Genomic DNA, 21,119 nt, shown 5'->3' with positions numbered 1-21,119 from the left:
AAACGTGGCTCTGTTATGCAGCGGTCATGCACTTGACCCATGATCCCGCTGCGGCCGTGGCCGACACCATCAGCTTCGACGATTTCCTGAAGGTCGATATTCGGGTGGGCACGATCGTTTCGGCGGAGCCTTACCCGGAGGCCCGAAAGCCGGCCTATAAGCTGCTGATCGATTTCGGTCCGGCGATCGGCCAGAAGCGGTCCAGCGCGCAGATCACCGAAAACCACGCGCTGGAGGATTTGCCGGGTCGGCAGGTCGCCGCCGTGGTGAATTTCCCGCCGCGCCAGATCGGCAAGTTCATGTCGGAAGTGCTGACGCTGGGCTTTGCCGACGAAGCCGGCGCGGTGATGCTGTTCGCGCCGGACAGGCCGGTGCCGAATGGATCGCGGCTGTTTTAATGCCTGCACCGTTCATCATGCGCTTGTCGAACAGATAGTCTCTTCTCCATAAGCAACGCCAACGGGTCTTCAGGGGGTAGGATGAGCGAAACGGTCGGCAACGATTATGTGATGGATGCGAAGCGGGACCGGCTGGTCATTACCGCGTCGGCGCTCGGCACCGTGTTCGAATGGTATGATTTCTATATCTATGGCGTGCTGGCGCCGATCATCGGGCGGACCTTTTTTCCCACCGACAATCCGACCGTCGAACTGCTCTATACGTTGGCGGGCTTCGCCATCGGTTTTGCGTTCCGGCCGATCGGGGCGGTGCTGTTCGGCTATCTGGGCGATCGGCTGGGGCGCAAATATACGTTTCTGGCGACCATCGTGCTGATGGGCCTGGCGACCGCCGGGGTCGGTTTGACGCCGTCCGCCGCCAGCATCGGGATAGCCGCGCCGATCATCCTGATCGGCCTGCGGATCGCGCAGGGGCTGGCGCTGGGCGGAGAATATGGCGGGGCGGCGATCTATGTCGCCGAACATGCGCCGCCGGGAAACGCGGCTTTTATACCAGTTTCATCCAGGCGGGCGTGATCGGCGGGTTCATCCTGTCGCTGATCGTCGTGGTGGGCACGCAGGCGATTGTTGGCAAGGCGGTGTGGGAGGCATGGGGCTGGCGCATTCCATTCATCCTGTCGCTGGCGCTGCTGGCGATTTCGCTGTGGATGCGGTTGATGCTGCGCGAAAGCCCGGTGTTCCTGGCGATGAAGAAAGCGGGCGCGCAGGCGAAGAACCCGATCAAGGAGGCCTTCACCGCGCCAGGCAACAAGAAGCGGATGTTCGTCGCGATGATCGGCATCGCGGCGGGCTTTACCGTCATCGCCTATACCGTGATGTTCCAGGCGCTCTATTTCCTGCAGAACGGGCTGCATGTGGCGGCCGGCGTGGCGCAATTGCTGGTCGGGGGCAGCGCCTTCATCGGGATGGGCGCGTTCATCTTCTTCGGCTGGCTGTCCGACCGGATCGGGCGGAAGAAGCCGATCGTGATCGGCTATGCGCTGGTGCTGCTGCTGGCGCTGCCGCTCTATCAGTTCATGGGTGCGACCGCGAACCCGGCGCTGACGCAGGCGGCGCAGCGCGCGCCGGTGGTGGTGAGCGGTCCCGATTGCCGGTTCGATCCCTTCGCCAAGGTACAGCCGACCGCGTGCGGCAAGCTGCTCGACCATTTTTCCAAGCGCGGCATTCCTTATGACAAGCGGGACGGCGTGGTGCCGGCTGTGGCGATCGGCGGTGTTGCGGTCAGCGATCTGAGCGCGAAAGGGCTGGACGCGGCGCTGGGCGCGCGGGGGTATGATTTCGGCGCGGTGACGCCCGACTGGCCGCGCGCGATGATGGTGTTCGCCGCGCTGCTGCTGCTGTGGACGTTGTCGGGGGCGACCTATGGGCCGGTGGCAGCGTTGCTGTCGGAATATTTCCCGGCGCGCATCCGCTATAGCTCGTTGTCGATCCCCTATCATATCGGGACCGGCTATTTCGGCGGGTTCCTGCCGCTGGTCAGCCAGTATATCGTCGCGCGGACGGGCAATCCCTATGCCGGGCTGTGGTATACGCTGGCGATCGTGGCGCTGGCGCTGGTCACTTGCCTGGTTGCTTTGCCCGAGACGAAGGATCGATCGCTCGACGCCTGAAGGGATTTGATCATATGCCAAACGGGGTCGCCAAACGGAATCTGCCGACCAAGACCTGCCCGACGTGCCAGCGTCCTTTTGCCTGGCGCAAGAAGTGGGAACGGGACTGGGACAATGTCCTCTATTGTTCCGACCGATGCCGGGCCGGGGCCAAGAAGGGCTGACGCGAAAAAGGCCGCCGCTCCGGTGGGAGCGACGGCCTTTTGGCAAGTCAGGCGATCAGCGTTCGATGCACATGGCGACGCCCATGCCGCCACCTATGCACAGGGTCGCAAGGCCCTTCTTGGCGTCGCGCTTGGCCATTTCGTAGAGCAAAGTGGTCAGCACGCGCGCGCCCGACGCGCCGATCGGATGGCCGATGGCGATCGCGCCGCCATTGACGTTGAGCTTTTCGGGATCGAAGCCCAGTTCCTTGCCCACGGCCAGCGCCTGCGCGGCGAAGGCTTCATTCGCTTCGATCAGGTCGAGGTCGGCGATCGACCAGCCGGCCTTTTCCAGCGCCTTGCGGCTGGCCGGGGCCGGGCCGATGCCCATGATCGAGGGATCGACGCCGCAGGTCGCAAAGCCCGCGATACGGCCAAGGATCGTCGCGCCGCGCTTGGCGGCGGCATCGGCCGTCATCAGCACCAGTGCGGCGGCACCGTCATTCAGGCCGCTGGCGTTGGCGGCGGTGACGGTGCCGTCCTTCTTGAAGGCAGGTTTCAGCTTTTCCATCGCTTCGATGGTGGCACCGGCGCGGATATATTCGTCGGCATCGACGATGGTGTCGCCCTTGCGCCCTTTGATCGTGACCGGCACGATCTCGTCGGCGAAGCGGCCCGATGCGCGCGCGGCTTCGGCCTTGTTCTGGCTGGCGACGGCGAAGATGTCCTGCGCTTCGCGGCTGATCTGGTATTTTTCCGCCAGATTTTCGGCGGTGATGCCCATATGATAATTGTTGAAGGCGTCGGTCAGGCCGTCATGGATCATCGTGTCGATCAGGCTGACATTGCCCATCTTGCTGCCAGCGCGCAGATATTGTGCGTGGGGGGCGAGCGACATGCTTTCCTGGCCACCCGCGACCATGATGTTGGCGTCGCCGGCGCGGATCGCCTGCGCCGCAAGCGCGACGGCGCGCAGGCCAGAACCGCAGAGCTGGTTGAGGCCGATGGCGGTGCGTTCGACCGGGATGCCGGCGTTGACGGCGGCCTGACGCGCAGGGTTCTGCCCCTGGCCAGCGGACAAGACCTGACCCAGTATCACTTCGTCCACTTCATCGGGGGCGACGCCGGCCTGCGCGAGCGCGGCGATGATCGCCTGGCGACCCAGTTCATGCGCGGGGGTCGAGCCGAACGCACCCATGAAGCTGCCGACGGCGGTGCGCTTTGCGGCGGTAATGACGATGTCTGACAAAGGCCTGATCCTCGATTCCAGTGGTTGTTTTCGCAGGCGCAATAGCATCAACCGCCTTGGCTGGAAAGCCAATGGGACAACGGTTCCCATAGCGTTTCGCGGGCGCGGCCGCCCACCACCATGCCGACATGGCCGAGCGAAAGGCTGCGTTCTTCGCGCAAGCGAGGGCCGGCAGCGGCGGGCACGATGCGGTCGCTGGTGGACACGATCGACAGGGTTGGGCCGTCGATCGCGGCAGGGTCTACGGTGCGGCCATCAATGCGCCATTGGCCCCGGCCGCTGATATTGCCGGCGTAGAAATTGTCGAACAGGTCGCGTCCCGCAGCATAGGTCAGCGGCGCGCCCGCATTGGCCCAATCCTCCACCGCCAGGAAGCCGCGTTCGGCATCCGACCCCGCTTCCATGTCGGCGAAGGCGGCATATTTACGGATGGTGCGGGCCGGGTCCATCGCCCAGAAGCCCGATTGCAGCACCTCCATGGGGACATAGCCGATCCGTTCGCTCATGGCCCGCGCGCCGTTCCATAATCCCCCGATCAGTTGCAGATCGGCGGCGGGGAAGGCATCGAACCGCCAGGGCGCGGCGATGGTCGCGACGGCGGGAAAGGCGGCCATGGTTGCTGCGCCGAGCGCCAGGCTGCCGCCCAGGCAATAGCCGACCAGGATCGGCGGACGGGGCAGCGCGGCGAGCAATGGCAGCAACCGATCGGTGACATGACCATCGAGGCCGAGCGCCGCATCCTGCGGGCTTGGCGCCCCCCAATCGACCAGATGCGCGTCATGCCCTGCTGCAGCCATGTGGCGCAGCAAAGATCGGCTTACCGACAGGTCGAGCACGCGCGGCGGATTGATCAGCGAGGGGATGAAAACCACCGGGGAACGGCCGTTTTCGGCACCATGTTGCAGCAGCCGTGCAGGGCCGGCGGTGGCAACGCAACGCGCGGGCGGCGGAGCGGGGGGACGGACCGCGTCCTGATATTTGCGCAGCCCCGTGAAGGCGCGGCGGCGAAGTTCGTGATCGTCCTCCGTTTCGCGCCATAAAATATTGAGAAAAAGGGGTAAAGGTCGCGGCCCATGTTGCGGTGCGGCATCGCCCTGTGCTACTGCGAGATGTTCAGGTATGGGAGAGGAATCCATGGCCAAATCTAAGACCGCTAATGAATCGGAGCCGGTCATTATCAAGAAGTACGCCAATCGGCGGCTCTATAATACCGAAACTTCGAGTTATATCACGCTGGACCTTTTGTCGCAGATGACGCGCGAGGGGCGCGAGTTCACAGTGGTCGACGCCAAGAGCGGCGAGGACATCACCCATAATGTCCTGACCCAGATCATCATGGAAGAAGAACAGCGCGGGAAGAACATGCTGCCGGTCAATTTCCTGCGTCAGCTGATTTCCATGTACGGCGATTCGATGCAATCGATGGTGCCGCAATATCTGGAGGCGTCGATGGACGCATTCCGCAAGAACCAGCAACAGTTTCAGGAAGCGATGAAGGGCGCGTTCGGCGGCGGGCCACTGGCCGACATCGCCAAGCGCAACCTGCAAATGTTTGAGGCGGCGGCCAGCGCCTTCGGCAATGGCGTGCCGGGTATGCCGGGTATGCCAATTATCCCTGGGATGCCGGGTATTCCTGGGATGACGCCGCCAGCCGCAGCCGCAGCGACCGACGACAGCAAGGATGATGAGATCAGCGACCTGAAGGCGCAACTTGCGGCGCTCAACGCCAAGATCGACAAGCTGACCTGATCGATGGCTAAGGCGGATCGTCTGGAGCGGCTCGACGTCCGCCGGGAAGAGGTGGAGGCGGAGTATCGCGAGGCGTTGATCGCGGCACTGCGCGTGGCGGCGGGCGGGCAATGGGGCCTGTTCGACCATCAGAAAGACAAGGTCGCGCGCGCCCGTATCGCGCCCGTCATCGCGGCGCTGGATGATCTGGCGAGCGAGATTGACGGGATGCGCGATACGCTTGGGCTGGAGCCGTTTGCGCTGCACCAGCGTTTCATGGCGGCGCGCGGTCCGGCGGCTGCCGATGCGGTGGGCGAACCCAAGCAGGCTAAGGCCTGGCTGGAAGAGATGGGCGCGGCCGACTAGGGCCTGACGACGTTAGGTCGATCCACCTTGTTCCGTTCGTTTCGCGCGAAGTCGAGAAACGTGGGCATGGCGCTAACTGCTTCATGACCCTTCGGCAGGCTCAGGACAGGCTTCGCTCGAAACGAACGGGTTAAAGTAAATCCATCCTTCTCTAAGCGACCTGTTGCTTCGGCATCAGGGGTCGACAGGCATGGCGGCTCTGGCCTATGGCGCGCCTTTCTTTCTTCCCGACTTAGCCAAGGTTCGATCCCGTGAAACACGCCCTTTCCGTCACCCGCGCGCAGGATTTTTCCGCCTGGTATCAGGCCGTCATTTCGGAGGCCGACCTGGCCGAGGAAAGCGGCGTGCGCGGTTGCATGGTCATCCGTCCCTGGGGCTATGGCATATGGGAGCGCATCCAGACGCTGCTCGACGCGCGGATCAAGGCGACGGGGCATGAAAATTGCTATTTCCCGCTGTTCATCCCGCTCTCTTATTTCGAGAAGGAAGCCGAGCATGTCGATGGCTTCGCCAAGGAAATGGCGGTCGTCACCCATCACCGGCTGATCCAGAAGGACGGCAAGCTGGTGCCGGACCCCGAAGCGAAGCTGGAAGAGCCGCTGGTCGTGCGGCCGACGTCCGAAACGGTGATCGGCGCGGCGTTCAGTCGCTGGGTGCAGAGCTGGCGCGACCTGCCGGTGCTGATCAACCAGTGGGCCAATGTCGTGCGCTGGGAAATGCGCACCCGCATGTTCCTGCGCACCACCGAATTTCTCTGGCAGGAAGGCCATACCGCGCACGCCACCGTCGATGAGGCGATGGAAGAAACGATGAAGATGCTGGAGGTCTATCGCAGCTTTGCGGAAGATTGCGTCGCCATGCCGGTGGTCGCTGGCGAGAAGCCGGAGAATGAACGCTTCCCCGGTGCCGTCGCCACCTATTCGATCGAGGCGATGATGCAGGACGGCAAGGCATTGCAGGCGGGCACCTCGCATTTCCTGGGCACGACCTTCAGCCAGGCGCAGAATATCAAGTTCCAGAATGCCGAAGGGCAACAGGAACTGGCGCAGACGACAAGCTGGGGCATGTCCACCCGGATGATCGGCGGCCTGATCATGGTCCATGGCGACGACGACGGCCTGCGCGTGCCGCCGCGTGTCGCGCCCTATCAGGTCGTCGTCGTGCCGATGCTGCGCGACAATGACGAGGATGCCGCGATCGTCGATTATTGCACTGATCTGGTGACACAGTTGAACGGGCTGGACGTGTTCCGCGAACCCGTGCGCGCGCTGCTCGACAAACGCCCGGCCAAGGCGGCGACAAAGCGTTGGGGCTGGGTCAAGAAGGGCGCGCCGATCGTGATCGAAGTGGGCGGCCGCGATGTCGCGGGCGGCAATGTGTCGGTCATTCGCCGCGATTGCCTGTATCGCGAAGATGGCAAGCTCGACAGCCAGATCGTCGCGAAGGGCGATTTCGTGACTGGTGCGACTGCGATGCTGGAGGATATCCAGGCGTCGCTGTTCGCGGATGCCAAGGCGCGTCTGGATAGCAGCATCGATCGCTCGATCGGCGATCTCGATGCGCTGAAAGCCTATTTCAACGCCAGCGCCAAGCCGGGCTGGGCGCTGGTGCAATGGGCCAAGCCGACCGGCGCGGAACTGGACAAGGTGGTGCAGTGGCTCAAGGGTGAGAAGCTGACGCTGCGCAATGTGCCATTGGATGCGGAATCAGCGGATGGCGTGTGCATCTTCACCGGCGGCGTGGCGGTGGAGCGAGTGCTGGTGGGACGGAGTTACTAAAACTCCCCTCCCTGAAGGGAGGGGAGCAAGTTAAGTTAAAGCACATATTTGCTCAGATCCGTGTCATGCGCGATCTCGCTCAGCTGCTTGCTGACATAGGCGGCGTCGATCAGCAGGGTTTCGCCCCGACGATCCTCCGCATGGAAGCTGACATCCTCCAGCAGTTTCTCCATCACCGTCTGGAGACGGCGAGCGCCGATATTCTCGATCTCGCTGTTCACGTCGGCGGCGATTTTCGCCACCGCGCGGATACCGTCCGGGGTGAGGTCGATCGTCACTTCCTCGGTCGCCAGCAGCGCGCGATATTGTGCCACCAGGCTGGCCTTGGTGTCGGAGAGGATCGCGACGAAATCTTCCTCGGTCAGCGCCTTCAGTTCGACGCGGATCGGCAGGCGGCCCTGGAGTTCGGGCAGCAGGTCGCTGGGCTTGGCGACGTGGAAGGCGCCGGACGCGATGAAGAGGATATGGTCGGTCTTGAGCGGGCCATATTTGGTCGAAACCGTCGTGCCCTCGATCAGGGGTAGCAGGTCGCGCTGCACGCCTTCGCGGCTGACGGAACCGCCGCGCACGTCGCTGACCGCGATCTTGTCGATCTCGTCGAGGAAGACGATGCCATTCTGTTCGGCGCTGGTGATGGCGACGCGGGCGACGTCGTCCTGGTCCAGGCGTTTGTCCTGCTCCTCCTCGACCAGCTTGTCCCAGGCTTCGGCGACGCGCATCTTGCGGCGCTTCTTCTGTTGCTGGCCGAATGCCTTGGACATCATGTCGGACAGGTTGATCATGCCGACCTGGCCACCCATGCCGGGGATTTCCATCGGCATCGACGGAGTATCGGCGACTTCCACCTCGACCTCGACCTCGTTCATCTGGTCGTTTTCGATCTTCTGGCGGAAGGAGAGGCGGGTCGCCTCGCTGGCTTCCTTGCCGGTCAGCGCGTCGAGCAGGCGGGCCATGGCGGCTTCGGAGGCGGCTTCGCGCACGGCTTCGCGGCGGCGGTCCTTCTCCAGGCGCACCGCTTCCTCGACCAGGTCGCGGATGATCTGTTCGACGTCGCGTCCGACATAGCCGACCTCGGTGAACTTGGTGGCTTCGACCTTGACGAAGGGAGCGTCGGCCAGCTTGGCCAGGCGGCGGCTGATCTCCGTCTTGCCGCAGCCGGTCGGGCCGATCATCAATATGTTCTTGGGCGTCACCTCGTCACGTAGATCGGCGGGCAGGTGCTGTCGCCGCCAGCGGTTGCGCAGCGCGACGGCCACGGCGCGCTTGGCGTCCTGCTGGCCGATGATATGCGCGTCGAGGGCGGCGACGATGGCTTTGGGGGTCAGGTTGTCGTTCATCTGTGTTCGATCTCTTCTTGTCCTCTCCCGTCTTCACGGGAGAGGCTACGGAGACTTGATCGCAAAGCGATCTAGGCGAAGTCGGTGAGGGTCTCTTCTTTTAAGAAAGACCCTCACCCGGCCTCTCCCGCGAAGGCGGGAGAGGGGAAGATGGGGTCAGGCGACGCTATCCAGCGTTTCGATCGTCAGCTGGTCGTTGGTGTAGACGCAGATGTCGGCCGCGACGGCCATCGCTTTGCGGGACAGGGTTTCGGCGTCTTCCTCATATTCCATCAGCGCGCGGGCGGCGGCGAGGGCGTAATTGCCGCCCGAACCGATGGCGGCGACGCCGTGCAGCGGCTCCAGCACGTCACCATTGCCGGTCAGGATCAGTGTCACATCCTTGTCCGCGACGATCATCATCGCTTCTAAATTGCGCAGATATTTGTCCGTGCGCCAGTCCTTGGCCAATTCCACGGCGGCGCGCATCAACTGGCCGTTGAACCGCTCCAGCTTGGCTTCGAGCCGTTCGAACAAGGTGAAGGCGTCGGCGGTGGCCCCGGCGAAGCCGCCGATGACGCTGCCGTCGTGCAGGCGACGGACCTTGCGGGCGTTGGGCTTCATCACGGTCTGGCCCATGGAAACCTGGCCATCGCCAGCGACGACGACCTTTCCATTCTTGCGGACGGACATGATGGTGGTGCCATGCCAGACGGGCATGGAGGAGCTGCGTTGGTCGTTCATGAGCCGGCATATGGGAGGCTGCGCCGTCGCGTGCAAGTCGCCGGCGGCGATGGGGCGAAGCGTGTCATTTCAGCGACAATATTGTTAAAAGCACGAGAGGAACAAATGTCGATCAATTGACATTGTGCATCGCAACATGAATTATCGACATCCCACATCATGACGGGGAGGACATGCATGACTCTCAAGGCCAGAGCACAGGAAAAGGTCGAGCGCGCGGGCATTTCCAACTATTCGTTCGATCATGACGTGCTGGTGATGTGTGGTGTGCGTTATACCATCGAAGCGTGCGAATGTGGCGAGCCGGATTGCGATGGCGTGCGCCTGCGCAAGAATATGACCGCGATGAGCCGCATCCTCCAATAATCCCTCAGTGCATCGCGTCCTTGCCGGCGCGTCCCACCGATTCGATATCCCGGCCTACGCCTTGCACCGTATTGCAGGCGGCCAGTGTCGTGAGCAGCAGGCTTGCGATCAGCAGGGCGAGAGATTTTGACATCAAGGCTGGGCTCCTTAATTTCCACGGTCCCTTATAGAGGGCGATGCGGCCGGGCGGAAACGCTTTTGCGTCAAATCGATCCCCCGATATTGACAGGGCACGCGACCGATGCCAAAGGCCGCCTCCTCCTTACAGGGGGCGCGTAGCTCAGTGGTAGAGCACACCCTTCACACGGGTGGGGTCGCAGGTTCAATCCCTGCCGCGCCCACCATTTTCTCTTGATAATCCAAGGGTTAATGGGCAGCCGAATTTCGGCCCGTTCCCCAAATCGCAGAACAGCACGCGAACAAACTTCGATTCGCGCGGTTTGTTCGTACAATCACGGTACAGCGATAGCCGCCTCCTAATCGGGGAGGCGAATCGTGGGTGATGTGAGGGCAAGCCACAGGCTCACCGATGAACAACTGGCAGCCGCTCGCAATTCCTGCAAATCGACGCCGCGCACCAGCTATAAGCGAGCAGTCTATTTTGCCGCCGCTGACGATGGCCCGATCAAGATCGGCGCGACTTGCGATGTTGGGCGACGCCTGCGGGAGTTGCGTACCAAGTCTAAGCAGGACTTGAGACTGCTGGCCGCGGTCGATGGCGGCATGTTCGCGGAGATGCTTTATCACTCCCGCTTCGCCGCCCACCGCCTCCACGGCGAATGGTTCGTCCGCCACCCCGACATCCTTGCCGAGATCGCCCGCCTAAATCCTCCCCGCCCCACCACCACCCGCGCACATGATGGAGTGAGCATCATATGACTGGCTGGAGCAAAAACGCATCGGGGGTGAAGGACGGCGCAGAATGCTATCGCACGATCAAAGGCGTTCGCTGGCTCTGGTACGCAGAAAACGCCAGCGTGTTCAAATCTGCGGGCGTGAGGTGCCGAACTGCGCCGGGCGGGCAGGGGGCATTTATACACCCAGATGACGACGCTAAGGCGCAAGCGGCGGTGGGATACTGATGCCCCACTATCCGGAAAGGCCCGACGATCTTGAGCAGCGGGAGGCGTGGGCATGGTCAGAAGCAGAGTTTTGCGACCTTATGTCAAAAAACTACCGCGGCCCGCTACTGGATGGCTGGAAGGATCGCCCTGATTATGTGGACAACGCCATCATGCAGGCGAAGTGCTTAATCAACGCGGAGGTGTGGGAGCAAATGGCCCGCCATCTGCGGCAGTCTTACTACGCCCGTAAAGAGCGCGAAGCCTATGATGCCACCCGCCTCTCACACGGCCAAGCGTCGTGAGCGGGGAGGGATGGCCCGAAATAGAATACGAGGAATGCTATCCGGTCGATGAGGATTTTATCGAATGGGAGGCGGTTGCGCTCGACATGAAGAAGGCCGGCGAATGGCTCTTGCGTGAATTGCCGCGCGCTGCCGAGCATATGTGCTGCTCCTGCCGGATTCGGAAGGGCAAGGGCATCACTGGCAAGCCGGTCATACTGATCGATTTCAGCACCGGTGGATGGTCTGGCGCGGAATCGATCATCGCCTTCGTCAACCGCCGCGTCGATCTGAGGCAACACATGCTTAGCTGGCGTCGTGGTGGCCATTACGTTTTCGAGATCAAACTGCCCGACACGCCCGCTCGCTCAATATCTGAGATCCGCAAACAAGCATGGAAAACCCGCCGCGCCAAATATGGTGAGCGCGGCCATTCAGGGAGCTATTCGAGATGACCACCGAACCCACCCCCGCGCAGGATTTGCGGAGCGCGCTGCAGCCGTTTGCGGCGCTGGCAGATGCGATCCTTTCAGAAGCACCGAGCGGCGCGGAGAACATCGTTCTATTCTCTGGATGCGACGGCAAATCGCAAACGATCAGCATGGACCAGTTGCGCGCCGCCACCGCCGCCCTCGCCCAACCCGCAGAAAACGCAAAGGCCGGGGAGGTGGTGGCTATGCGGGAGGATATCTTAGAGCGACTTCGCGGCGTCCATAGGCGCAACCCGGATGAATATTCGGAGATTTGCAACATCATCGACGCAATCCGCACCCTCCCGCTCCCAGCCGCAGAGGAAAAGGCGGGTGTGGGGGAAGTAATAGAGGCTGATCGGCAGGCTGCTCTAGACCTTGTCTCACCAGATGAAGCGCGACGAATTGCGAGTGGCACTTGCGACGACCATCAGCTTGTCCAGTTGCTCGCTCAGCATCGCCGCCAATCGATCGCATCCCTATCCCCCGCCGCCCATGCCGATGTGCGGGAGGCTTTGAGCGAGCAAGTCCGCAAATTCGTGGACAACTATTTCGCGCCGTGGGGATCATGGAAAACGGCATGGTGGGAAGGTGAGGTATCGGACAATGCCGCCTACAGCGCCGAAAACGCGCTTAAGCACGTGGCCAACATCGTATCACGCTCCACCCCGCCCGCCGCTCTGGACGAGGGGGATAAGTGATGGACCGGCAGGATTTGCGCGAGCAGCTTTGGCGGGCTGATGACGCCTATACTCGGAGCCGCAATGCTATGGATGCCTCAACCTTCAACGGGCGCAACAGGACCGAAGCGCTCCTGAAAAAAGTCTGCGAGATCAAGTCAGCCCTCCAGCAAGGATCGGGACAATGAGCGGGGAGGTTTTATGCCCCATGACAGAGGACGGACGACACAAGAAACTGCCCTGGATAGACGGAGCGCGTTCTGGTTTTTCTTGCGTCAAATGCCATCGCACATGGACATGGATGAACGCTTCACCCGATCATGTCCGTTGTGCCCCAAGTCCGTGGCCAAAAATGGAGGACACCAGCCATGACGATTGAGCCGAGCGAGAGGGCGCGGGAGGCTTACATTCAACTGTTTAATCCACAAGCCTTTGACCGCCAACGCATTTTAGCAGGAGAGTGGGATGCTGTATCTGGGTTGCAGATATTCGCCCGCTTCGAATCCGAGGCGCGCAAGGACGAGCGGGAAAGGTGCGCGAATGTGGTGGACGCATGTGGGCTATCTGGACCTTTGTCGTCCGGCGTCCCTGACGGCCTGTCGTCTGCTCGAACACAAATCGCCGCCGCCATCCGCGTCATGAAGGGGCAGGGGTGATGATCCTTGTTGCTCTCCTGCTATCGATCTGGACGCCGGCAACCCAATGCGTGGCGATCGACGGCGACACGCTGCGCTGCTCCGAGATCGGACGTGTCCGCCTGCTGGGCATCGACGCCCCGGAAATGCCGGGACATTGCCGCAAGGGACGCGCCTGCGTTCCTGGCAACCCACACAAGAGCAAGGCCAACCTTGCCAAGCTAATCCGCGGCGGCGTGACGATCGCGCCATTTACGCGCGACCGCTATGGGCGCACCGTGGCCCAGGTCTATTCGGGTGGGCGCAATGTGGCGTGCGAGCAGTTGCGGGCGGGGGCGGCGCGATATGTCGCGAAGTGGGACAGCGGACGCAGGCTGACGCGAGAGTGTGGGGCTGCAAACTGACGCTTCCCGGCGAGTCGCGGGTGTGGTAGAAGGGGACTTCTCACAGCGGTTTCACAGCTTCCTAACGGGACGGAAATCGAAGGGTGACGGTATCCCCATTGGGCGAAAGTCGCAGGTAACGCCGTCACCCGCACCCCTTGACCGACTCGCGAACGAAGATGACCATGATCCCATGACCGACGACGAAATCGAAGCCGAGCTGGCGACCTTGAGCGATGAAGACCTGATCAAGGTCTGGATGGACGCGCCGGATTCAGAGCATCCCACCCGCCGCGAGGAATTGGCGCTGGGCATGATGGAGCTGCGGAACGTCGATTTCTGATGCGAGACGATGAGCCGCCGACCTTGGCTTTCAAGATCGAGGCGGTTGCGATCGCGCTGTTGATGCTGGCCGCGGCGGGGGCGTTTGTGGTTGGGCTGTTCAGGTGATTATTGGTTCATGCTTCGTCGCGATCTGGATGTCGAAGGCGGGCGCTATAGCCTTGACCGACTCGCGAACAATACGCGAACAGGGACCATGGGCGCAAAATCTCCCGGTAACCTCCCGTCATGGGTCCAAACCGTCCACGCAATGGCGGCCGAACCCGCGTGTCATGTCCGCGCGATCTGTTGGACATGCGACGGCCACAAGGACATCGACTTGCAGGCGCTCGCCGCCAAGGTGGATGAGAACTACAGCCTGATCGATCGCCGCAGCCCTTGCCGGTTCACCGATGGGTGCGAAGGCTGGGTCAGATTTATGTATCTCTTTGGCGTATACCGCCATCTCGAAAGCTACGAGAGGCGTGAGATTTGGGCGGCTAGGGATGCTGGGCGGAATACCGATCAGCGCGCTATCGGACAAACCCGCTCCACCGCCTGCTGAGCGCGGATGATGGCGCGCTGGGCGTTGTCGCAGGTGGCGTAGGACTGGATGGTGGCGCAGCCAGTGAGCAGGAGTAAGGGGAGGAGGCGGATCATCGCATCGCCTCCCGCGTCAGGATGCACGCGCCGAAACCGATGATTGCGATCGTCAGCCAGAAGGCGGCCATGATATCGGTGAGGGTCATGGCTTTGGTTCCTCCGATATCGGCGGCGACGCCTCGGCCTGCCGCTGGACCAGCGCCGCATTGCGATCGGCCAATTCCCCGCCGCCCTTGGTCGCCTGATAGGCCCAGCCAACCGGGCCGTTGACCCAGCCTGTCACGATCAGCGCTGTGGCGAGGATCAGGAAAGCGTCGCTTTCGAGGATTGTCTTATCGGCGGCGACCATGCCGAGAATGAACACGACCAGCGCAAAGCAGCCGAGGCCAATCCAGCCGCGGCCATCGCGCGGGGTGACGAATTTGATTGTGACCCAGGGTTTCATGCCACTAACCCCTTCATCGCCACCAGCCGCGACTTGCGATCGGCCAACCCATTGAGGCCGCCGTTGATCTTGCGGGTAATGTCCTCCAGCAAATCCTTGTCGGCCAATCCGTTCAGATTGCGGTTGGACCAGTAGGCGCAGGCCAGATGCATCCCGATCGACGGATATGCAGCAATCTCAGGGCGGCGCTCCAGATCGATGCCAATCTGCCGGCCGAAGAAGCGATAATTCGCGCGCCCGGTGATCTGGATAGGCCCGCGGCCCTTGAATCGCACGCCGTCGCCTAGCTGCGTATTGCCAAGATTGGCGCGTCCCTCATACGCGGACCCGCTCGCGATCTCTTCCATATATTTGAAAGAACCGCTTTCATGGCCGACCTGGGCGAGGAAGTGGGCGAGCCGTTGCGCGCTGTCCATGATACCATAGGCAGGCAGATGGACCGCTGCGCCTATCGCCAGTTCTTCCGCTCGATCCTTCGAAGCGCCCAGCTTTTGGAACAGGGTGGTGAACGACTTCACGCCGAACGCGCCATCTTGGGCGACGCCGATACGGCCCTGTAGGTTGGTTTGCCAGGTCACAGATGCAGCCTCCCTGTAATAAGCGCCCACGCGGCCGTGCCAGCGCCGACAATCCAGCCCACAACGGGCGATTTCAGAAACCAGTCCAGTCCGCCCAAAAGCCCGTCGCGTTTGGTGTTCACAGCCTCCAGCGCGGCGATGCGCTGCTCCAGTTCGTCGTGGCTCTCGATGCTGGTTTGGCGGTCTGCCTCGCGCAGACTTTTCAATTCGCGCAGGATCGTTTCGAGATAGCCGTATTGCACCTGCGCCTGCTGCTGTTGGTCGTGGAATCTGGCGTGAATATACTTTTCAAGCGCCGCAAATTGGCCCTTGAGTTCGCCGATGATCATGGATGCAGAATCGAGGTCAGTCATTGCCACCTCCCGACAGCCATTGCGCGGTGGTTGGTTCGTCGGTCATGTCATGCTTTCAGCGTCGCGGCGGCGACGATACAGCACCCACGCACAGATCGCGACCAGCGACCAGCCGATAGCGCCGATTATGAGCATCATCTGTTGGGTAGCATTAGATGGCCCATGTGCGGCAATCACGTGAAATCCCCACGGGCCATGACGCGCGTCCAATCAGCATCCAGAACGGCCAACGGATCGCGCGCCGAAACGACAAGGTTTTCAATCCAGCCCCGGTATACCCGCTGTTCCCGGAAATTTGCCAGTGATGGCTTGCCGCCAAAGTCCCACAAAGATTGTGTAATTCCCCACTGCGGCTGCAACGAAGAAAAATCGCCGCTGTTGTTAGACCCTGTTGCCTGGAGACTGGAAAGCAAAATCCCCAACGACGTGCGCAGTTGCAGCTGGAAACCTGCGGCATTGCGATAACAACCGATCTGCGCAACCTTGCCGAAATGGCCGGACGTGATGGTCAGCGAGGCTGTGGCGGCCGTAGAGCCACCATTAGTTTGGCGGCGCGCAGACAGCCCACCGCCACTTGTGGCCGCTATAGTCAGCATATCGACTGCTGAGGGATAGCCACCCGTGTGCTCGTTGGTGGCGAAAATGGGCATCACGCCACTGTCAGCATACCAGTCGGCCTCAGCGGGCAGACGATAATAGCCCACAACCATGAATTGCTGCCCATCATCGTATATCCCATCGAGACAGCCAGCAGGACCGCGCACACAATTGTTGCGACCAGCAGCTGCGCTCAAGTCAAACCCACCCCCGGCATACTGGATCGCACCGGGCGCTGACACGGAAACAGAGCCAGCCGCGCCACCGGCAATGTCCGCGACTTGCGCACCAGCAAGAGGCGCGCCAGCGTCCGGGCGACCCGAATAAGGACCGCCTGGATAGCTGTAGGGGAATGACAGATCGAACAGCCACGCCACGCCACCATTGGCGCCGATCAGCAGATCATCGCGCAGCGGCGCTGAGGCCGTGTCATCTTCAAGGGATGTGTAAAGCGCCGGATATGCATATTTGCTGGACATTTTATGACCTCTCAAGCTGTCAGGGTTTTAACGACGCGCCGGGCGATAATCTGTCCAGCGGTCGCGGGTTGCGTGTGGACGCCGTCAGTGTCGAACCAGTCGCGCCGGGTGTACGGATCGCCCAAGCTCTCAGTCAGATCGAGGACGGCAACATCCAGCGCATCGGCTGATGCAAGTACAGCCGCGAGATACGGTTTCATGGGGGTCCGGCCGGTCGTCCTATAAACTTCCGGCGGCACGACAAGCAGGATGTCCGGGCCGGGCAGATTAGCCGTAGCCGGATGCGCTAGACGGATACGACGCACGATCTCCTTGAGGTTGGCGGCATAGGTCGCAGCGCTCACCGCATCGCGCACGTCGTTGGTGCCAAGCAGGATCACAGCTAGGTCTGTCGGGATTGCCGCGATGCCTGCTATCCACTTTGCCGCGTCCGCCGCGCTCCAGTCGATTGAGCGCGTCCCGTTGTTGCCGACCTTGTTTATCGTCACGCCATCGGCGGCGCTGGACATGGTTACGCCCGCGATACGCGCCGTCCCGGCAGTGACGGCAAGGGCCAAGGTCCAATTGCGCGCTGACGGTGGAGAGCCAAGGCTGACCGAACCCATTGACGCACCTTGCACATTGATCGACGTAGGTGCCCCACCGTTCCAGGCATAGCTCATGACACCATCGTCAGTGCCCTCAAAAATCAGCCGGGGGCTAGTTGGGATAGGGCCATCGGTGCAGGTCAGTGTCAAAGATGCACCGACGCTGCCGGAGCGCATGTATAGCGCGGGGCCGACGATCGGCACGCCGCTGGAAATCGTGTCGTATACCGTCCATCCCGAAACCGTCTTGCTGATCTCCGGGCGCAGGAAATCGGGAGACCCAAAATCGACATAGCCGATACCGCCGTCGCCATAGCGTGTCCGCAGGGTAGCCAGCGCCGTGCGCAGCCAATAGTTGGATGTGTCCACCCAACTATCGCCAAACAACGTGATATTGAGCCTGTAGCCAGTCGCACCCGCTTCGATGCCACCCAAAGCGATACTTGTTTTGCGCAAGCGATCGGGGCGATAGTTTGGGCCGGTCAATGCAGGTGGAGATAGGGCATGGCCAGGCTGGTCGATCAGGACATGACCTGCATCATCAAGCAGGATAGGTCGCCTGCTGGATAGTGTTTCAAAATAGCGAACACCTGCGGCGGTTAAAGGTATGCCAGCGACACGGCGACGGTCGCCGCTGATGATTGGCATTTCGCCTTGTGGTGACAAGGTTTCGAAGACAGTGCGATTGGCACTGTCTTGCATCTGCTGGGAAACCACCGAAATTCCATCCCGCGCAGTTTTATCAAATGCCATGGATCAGCCCCTTAAATGATGTTGACGATGGCAGCGGCGACGGCCTCATGGGCCTGCGCGTCTGCGGGTCGCGATGTATGGATATCGTCCGCCACGGTGGCCCTGTTGACGCTGGACGCATCGTCCGTGGTGCCGGTGGACAGGTCGAATGCGCTGCGCACTGTGTGGTGCATCCATGCGCTGGCAAAATGCAGGCTGGTATCGCCCCAATCCTGCTGTTCGCGGATCGCGCTGAGAATAGCCTCCAGCGCCGGGCGACGTTCGCGCCAGCGCAGTTCGGCATTGTTCACGAAGCCCGGCGCAGACGCCCAGCACAATATTTTGGCGCTTGGCCATGCGCGACGGATTTCGGCCAACATGACGGGATACAGCGCCACAACATCGGCCAGCCCATCCGAGGCTGGCACGAGATTCATGTCGTTCGACCAGATATTGAGCAACACAATATCGATCGTCGGCAGGGCAAAGCGCGTGCGATAGTTCACCAGATCGAAGCGATAGCCATTCGCAGGGCCGCCTGAAATCACCGGCGCGGCAGAACCGCTGGACCCGTTGTTGAGAAACGGCTGCGCGTTCAGCCTGGCGGTGTAGTCCCCGGCCAGATAGGCCGTTGTCGCGGGCGATCCAGCGGCCACGACGCTTGACCATGCGCTGCCCTGCCGCGTGCCGATATAGTTGGCCAGTGACCAGCCGCCGCGCCCTTCCGCCGTCTCTCCGGCATTGTTTGCCAGCGTGCCGTGGAAATTGATGTCCACATTCCATGCGGCCAGCAGCGCCTTCAAGTCAGGGCTGAAATTGTCGTTGGACAGACTGTCCCCGAAATAGGCGCAATTGATGCTGACCGGGCTGGCAAGCGGCACTGCGCGCGTATTGATCGCGACCGTGCGCGTCGAAACGATATGCGGGGCATCGTCGGCGCGCATGGAGATTTTGAGGTTGTCGCCCAATGCGGTGGGATCGAGCCAGAACAGGTCCGACGCGCGCCCACTGTCGAAATAGGGCGGCACAGGCGGATCAATCGCAGGGGAGGCCGACAATTCGGCAATCGCAGGCAGCGACCGCTTGGCCAGCCCGTTCGCCGGGAAAAATGGCGTGGGTCGGTCGGACACGAGAAACAACTCATCCGACAAGAGCGGATCGGACCCGCTGCCCCATCCAGGCGGGCTGGGATAGTCGTTGCTGCCGATCCAGTAGGCCGGGTCAGGACCTACGTGGAACTGGATGCCCGCGATCGTGACAATGGAGGCGTTGGCGCTATTATCGGTTCCCACAGCCCATTTGAGGCGGTCGGCATCGGCAATACGGCCAGCGTAGAAATATTCGCGAACCGTGCTGCTGATCACGCGCAGCAACGTCGGCACCACATAATCGGCGGTCGGCTCACTCTCGTAGAGATAGACGCGCGGCTGACCGAACTGGCCCGACACAGATGTATGCAGGTAGAAGCGGGCGCAGATGAAATCGCCCGCCTTGGGGTTTTCGTCCAGATAACCGCCAGCCGCGACAATGCTGTTGGCCTCGCCCCGAATGCCGCGCGTGAAGCCGAGCGCCACAAGATTGGTATCGGTGATCGTCGCGGCAACATCGCCGGGGTAGACAAAAGGCGTCTCGTCCACCTCTTTGCCATAGCGGAACTGGTTGACAACCGCCCCGCCCGGAACGTCGCCCACAAAGGTCCAACCCTTGCTGTCAACGATCTTGCCACCCGCCGTGACCGCCAGAATGACCTGTGTGTCGGTATCGACCAGCGGAGTGTCATTGCCATCCACTATGACCAGCGCGGCCTGTGCAGCGGCAGCTTTCTGCGCGTCGGTTGGCGAACCGATGCCGTCGAGTTCCTCGGCATAAATGCCACCATCAAAGACGTGGCGGCGTATTTCGGAGGTGGCGCTGACTTCCTGCCCTGCGAACAGCGCGCCAGCGGCGGGCGAGTAGAAATCGCCATAGCCATTCTGGCGGTAGCGCAGCAGCCGGAACGAGGGGAAATAGAGATAGCCCCGGTCGATGATCGGCGGCGTTTCGAAAGCGACCGTGTTCTCGACAAATTCGAGCGGCGTTTTCCAGTCGTTGACCGCATCGTCCCACTGGAACCATTGATCAGCCGCCGCGACCTTGACCTGCATCCCGTCGTAGCGGTCGCCAGAGGGGATGGCGTCGCGGTCGGCGAAGGTCTGGACGGTGCGGGTGGCGGAGAGGAGACGTTGGTCTATGCCAGCCGTGCTGGGAAGACTAATGTCTTGATAGACCGCCGAACCGCTCGCGTTCTTATAGAGATCCGCGAAGCTGTCGCCGGTTCCTTTTACCAGAAACAGGTCGCCGCTGGTGGTGGCTGCTATGCCTGCGGCGGTGGTTTCGTAGATTTTGTCGATGCCAGCGACGGCGAGAAACTGCTCGATCACGGCACCGACAGCGCGAATTTCCACCTTGCGCGGCTCATTCGGGCCAGACGCTGGGACACCCTCGGTGACGAAATCGCGCCATGCCAGATTGATAGCGTCCTGAACCGCGCCCATCAGGTGTAACTCCCCGTGAAATCTTCGATAAGGGTGATCGACCCGGTTGCTGCGCGCGGCCCATTGAGCGGCGCTGCCATGTCGCTGTCTGCGGCCAGGCGCATCACGCAGCGTGGGGCGGAGAAGTTGATTTCAGTCCCGGCGGTCACTGCTTCGCGCAGCGGCGGACGGAACGTGATCTCGTTGCCGACGACGGTCTTGATCTCGTAAAGCCGGTCGCCCCATACCGGGTGCTTGATGCTGAACCGCTCGCCGCCAATGAGAGGCTTGCCGAGTGTGGTGATGGCCAGCGTCATGGCGGTGCCGCGCAAGGCGACGTCCGCAGCGGCGGCTACGGTGCAATCGCCGCCGGAATAGAGGCTGTCGTCAGAGAATGGCGTGTCGTCGCTATGTGTAACGCGATAGGTTCCCGCGACGGGTTGATGTCGAGCGTCGCAAATCGGGAAAATTACGGGGACAGTCCCGCCCTCAAGCATCGCGCGCGCTGCCCGCCATGCGCATTGCCTCACCCTTTTTGCTCCTGAGTGACAGGCCGTTGCCTCATCTAGAATGCTCCCGGCAACGGTCGGGAGGGAACGATGAGGAAGATGAGCATGGCAACGCGGAAAGAATTGATCGA

General features: G+C 61.8%; 27 protein-coding genes, 1 tRNA gene and 1 pseudogene. 16 read left to right on the top strand and 13 right to left on the bottom strand.

The window, feature by feature from the left end; all coding sequences use genetic code 11:
- Nucleotides 1–26 precede the first annotated feature (26 nt).
- From HHL08_RS16030 to HHL08_RS16020, 3 genes and pseudogenes are all read left to right on the top strand, one after another.
- Complete coding sequence (locus HHL08_RS16030) at nt 27–398, top strand: tRNA-binding protein (RefSeq protein WP_169574074.1); 372 nt, start codon at nt 27–29, stop codon at nt 396–398.
- Nucleotides 399–479: 81 nt separating this feature from the next.
- Nucleotides 480–2,068, top strand: a pseudogene (locus HHL08_RS16025) (MFS transporter).
- 14 nt (nt 2,069–2,082) lie between these two features.
- Nucleotides 2,083–2,232, top strand: coding sequence for a DUF2256 domain-containing protein (locus tag HHL08_RS16020; RefSeq protein WP_169574073.1), 150 nt, complete (start codon nt 2,083–2,085; stop codon nt 2,230–2,232).
- A 55-nt stretch (nt 2,233–2,287) separates the two neighbouring features.
- Here the strand turns inward: HHL08_RS16020 and HHL08_RS16015 are convergent, their stop codons facing one another.
- Both HHL08_RS16015 and HHL08_RS16010 read right to left on the bottom strand, forming a co-directional pair.
- Nucleotides 2,288–3,460 carry an acetyl-CoA C-acetyltransferase gene (locus HHL08_RS16015; RefSeq protein ID WP_169574072.1) on the bottom strand — a complete coding sequence of 391 codons (1,173 nt, stop codon included), beginning with the start codon at nt 3,458–3,460 and terminating at the stop codon, nt 2,288–2,290.
- Between the two features lie 47 nt (nt 3,461–3,507).
- Nucleotides 3,508–4,596 carry an alpha/beta hydrolase gene (locus HHL08_RS16010; protein WP_169574071.1) on the bottom strand — a complete coding sequence of 363 codons (1,089 nt, stop codon included), beginning with the start codon at nt 4,594–4,596 and terminating at the stop codon, nt 3,508–3,510.
- Here HHL08_RS16010 and phaR point away from each other — a divergent pair.
- The 3 genes from phaR to proS all read left to right on the top strand — a co-directional run bounded on the left by phaR (nt 4,595) and on the right by proS (nt 7,332).
- Nucleotides 4,595–5,209: a polyhydroxyalkanoate synthesis repressor PhaR gene (phaR, locus tag HHL08_RS16005; RefSeq protein WP_169574070.1), complete on the top strand. Its 615-nt coding sequence runs from the start codon at nt 4,595–4,597 to the stop codon at nt 5,207–5,209. The genes HHL08_RS16010 and phaR overlap by 2 nt on opposite strands.
- 3 nt (nt 5,210–5,212) lie before the next feature.
- Complete coding sequence (locus HHL08_RS16000) at nt 5,213–5,554, top strand: hypothetical protein (protein ID WP_169574069.1); 342 nt, start codon at nt 5,213–5,215, stop codon at nt 5,552–5,554.
- Nucleotides 5,555–5,805: 251 nt separating this feature from the next.
- A complete protein-coding gene (proS, locus tag HHL08_RS15995) occupies nt 5,806–7,332 on the top strand; it encodes a proline--tRNA ligase (RefSeq protein ID WP_169574068.1) in 1,527 nt (508 codons plus the stop codon).
- Nucleotides 7,333–7,367: 35 nt separating this feature from the next.
- On the opposite strand, the gene hslU is transcribed toward proS, so the two are convergent.
- Nucleotides 7,368–8,669, bottom strand: a complete 1,302-nt coding sequence (hslU, locus tag HHL08_RS15990; RefSeq protein ID WP_169574067.1) for an ATP-dependent protease ATPase subunit HslU — start codon at nt 8,667–8,669, stop codon at nt 7,368–7,370.
- A 156-nt stretch (nt 8,670–8,825) separates the two neighbouring features.
- The gene (gene hslV / locus HHL08_RS15985) at nt 8,826–9,392 is read right to left on the bottom strand and encodes an ATP-dependent protease subunit HslV (RefSeq protein ID WP_169574066.1); all 567 of its coding nucleotides are present in this window, start codon (nt 9,390–9,392) and stop codon (nt 8,826–8,828) included.
- A gap of 177 nt (nt 9,393–9,569) precedes the next feature.
- Here hslV and HHL08_RS15980 point away from each other — a divergent pair, with 177 nt between their 5' ends.
- Nucleotides 9,570–9,758: a hypothetical protein gene (locus HHL08_RS15980; protein ID WP_088182131.1), complete on the top strand. Its 189-nt coding sequence runs from the start codon at nt 9,570–9,572 to the stop codon at nt 9,756–9,758.
- Between the two features lie 4 nt (nt 9,759–9,762).
- Here HHL08_RS15980 and HHL08_RS15975 read toward each other — a convergent pair whose 3' ends face one another.
- Complete coding sequence (locus HHL08_RS15975) at nt 9,763–9,891, bottom strand: entericidin A/B family lipoprotein (protein ID WP_169574155.1); 129 nt, start codon at nt 9,889–9,891, stop codon at nt 9,763–9,765.
- A gap of 136 nt (nt 9,892–10,027) precedes the next feature.
- Between HHL08_RS15975 and HHL08_RS15970 the strand changes: the two genes are divergently transcribed.
- The 9 genes from HHL08_RS15970 (at nt 10,028) to HHL08_RS15930 (ending at nt 13,614) form a co-directional block, all read left to right on the top strand.
- A tRNA-Val gene (locus HHL08_RS15970) sits at nt 10,028–10,102 on the top strand.
- A gap of 151 nt (nt 10,103–10,253) precedes the next feature.
- A complete protein-coding gene (locus HHL08_RS25960; RefSeq protein WP_169574065.1) occupies nt 10,254–10,637 on the top strand; it encodes a GIY-YIG nuclease family protein in 384 nt (127 codons plus the stop codon).
- 202 nt (nt 10,638–10,839) lie between these two features.
- On the top strand, nt 10,840–11,124 hold the full coding sequence (locus HHL08_RS15960) for a hypothetical protein (RefSeq protein WP_169574064.1): 285 nt from the start codon (nt 10,840–10,842) through the stop codon (nt 11,122–11,124).
- Nucleotides 11,125–11,210: 86 nt separating this feature from the next.
- Nucleotides 11,211–11,558: a hypothetical protein gene (locus tag HHL08_RS15955; RefSeq protein WP_169574063.1), complete on the top strand. Its 348-nt coding sequence runs from the start codon at nt 11,211–11,213 to the stop codon at nt 11,556–11,558.
- Nucleotides 11,555–12,274 (top strand): hypothetical protein, encoded by a 720-nt coding sequence (locus HHL08_RS15950; protein ID WP_169574062.1) that lies wholly within the window; start codon nt 11,555–11,557, stop codon nt 12,272–12,274. The genes HHL08_RS15955 and HHL08_RS15950 overlap by 4 nt, the downstream gene beginning before the upstream one ends.
- Nucleotides 12,274–12,441, top strand: a complete 168-nt coding sequence (locus HHL08_RS15945; protein ID WP_169574061.1) for a hypothetical protein — start codon at nt 12,274–12,276, stop codon at nt 12,439–12,441. Before HHL08_RS15950 ends, HHL08_RS15945 begins: the two co-directional genes overlap by 1 nt.
- Nucleotides 12,442–12,621: 180 nt before the next feature.
- On the top strand, nt 12,622–12,909 hold the full coding sequence (locus HHL08_RS15940) for a hypothetical protein (protein ID WP_169574060.1): 288 nt from the start codon (nt 12,622–12,624) through the stop codon (nt 12,907–12,909).
- A complete protein-coding gene (locus tag HHL08_RS15935; RefSeq protein ID WP_169574059.1) occupies nt 12,909–13,292 on the top strand; it encodes a thermonuclease family protein in 384 nt (127 codons plus the stop codon). The genes HHL08_RS15940 and HHL08_RS15935 overlap by 1 nt, the downstream gene beginning before the upstream one ends.
- A gap of 172 nt (nt 13,293–13,464) precedes the next feature.
- Nucleotides 13,465–13,614 (top strand): hypothetical protein, encoded by a 150-nt coding sequence (locus tag HHL08_RS15930; RefSeq protein ID WP_169574058.1) that lies wholly within the window; start codon nt 13,465–13,467, stop codon nt 13,612–13,614.
- A 503-nt stretch (nt 13,615–14,117) separates the two neighbouring features.
- On the opposite strand, the gene HHL08_RS25955 is transcribed toward HHL08_RS15930, so the two are convergent.
- The 8 genes from HHL08_RS25955 to HHL08_RS25355 all read right to left on the bottom strand — a co-directional run.
- Entirely contained in the window at nt 14,118–14,252 is a 135-nt protein-coding gene (locus HHL08_RS25955) for a hypothetical protein (protein ID WP_268932720.1), read from the bottom strand.
- Nucleotides 14,253–14,337: 85 nt separating this feature from the next.
- The gene (locus HHL08_RS15925; RefSeq protein WP_169574057.1) at nt 14,338–14,640 is read right to left on the bottom strand and encodes a hypothetical protein; all 303 of its coding nucleotides are present in this window, start codon (nt 14,638–14,640) and stop codon (nt 14,338–14,340) included.
- A complete protein-coding gene (locus tag HHL08_RS25655) occupies nt 14,637–15,218 on the bottom strand; it encodes a glycoside hydrolase family 19 protein (protein WP_169574056.1) in 582 nt (193 codons plus the stop codon). The genes HHL08_RS15925 and HHL08_RS25655 overlap by 4 nt, the downstream gene beginning before the upstream one ends.
- Nucleotides 15,215–15,571: a hypothetical protein gene (locus HHL08_RS15915; protein WP_169574055.1), complete on the bottom strand. Its 357-nt coding sequence runs from the start codon at nt 15,569–15,571 to the stop codon at nt 15,215–15,217. The genes HHL08_RS25655 and HHL08_RS15915 overlap by 4 nt, the downstream gene beginning before the upstream one ends.
- 173 nt (nt 15,572–15,744) lie before the next feature.
- Nucleotides 15,745–16,647: a hypothetical protein gene (locus HHL08_RS15910; protein WP_169574054.1), complete on the bottom strand. Its 903-nt coding sequence runs from the start codon at nt 16,645–16,647 to the stop codon at nt 15,745–15,747.
- A gap of 11 nt (nt 16,648–16,658) precedes the next feature.
- Nucleotides 16,659–17,987, bottom strand: coding sequence for an SGNH/GDSL hydrolase family protein (locus HHL08_RS15905; protein WP_169574053.1), 1,329 nt, complete (start codon nt 17,985–17,987; stop codon nt 16,659–16,661).
- Between the two features lie 11 nt (nt 17,988–17,998).
- Nucleotides 17,999–20,500 (bottom strand): hypothetical protein, encoded by a 2,502-nt coding sequence (locus tag HHL08_RS15900; RefSeq protein ID WP_169574052.1) that lies wholly within the window; start codon nt 20,498–20,500, stop codon nt 17,999–18,001.
- Nucleotides 20,500–21,119: hypothetical protein (locus HHL08_RS25355; protein WP_206377919.1), on the bottom strand; the 620-nt coding region annotated here is incomplete at its 5' end. The genes HHL08_RS25355 and HHL08_RS15900, both read right to left, overlap by 1 nt.

Source organism: Sphingobium psychrophilum (genome assembly GCF_012927105.1).
GTDB lineage: Bacteria > Pseudomonadota > Alphaproteobacteria > Sphingomonadales > Sphingomonadaceae > Sphingobium > Sphingobium psychrophilum.
Note: the sequence above shows the minus strand (reverse complement) of the source record. Positions and strands in the feature narration are given on the sequence as shown.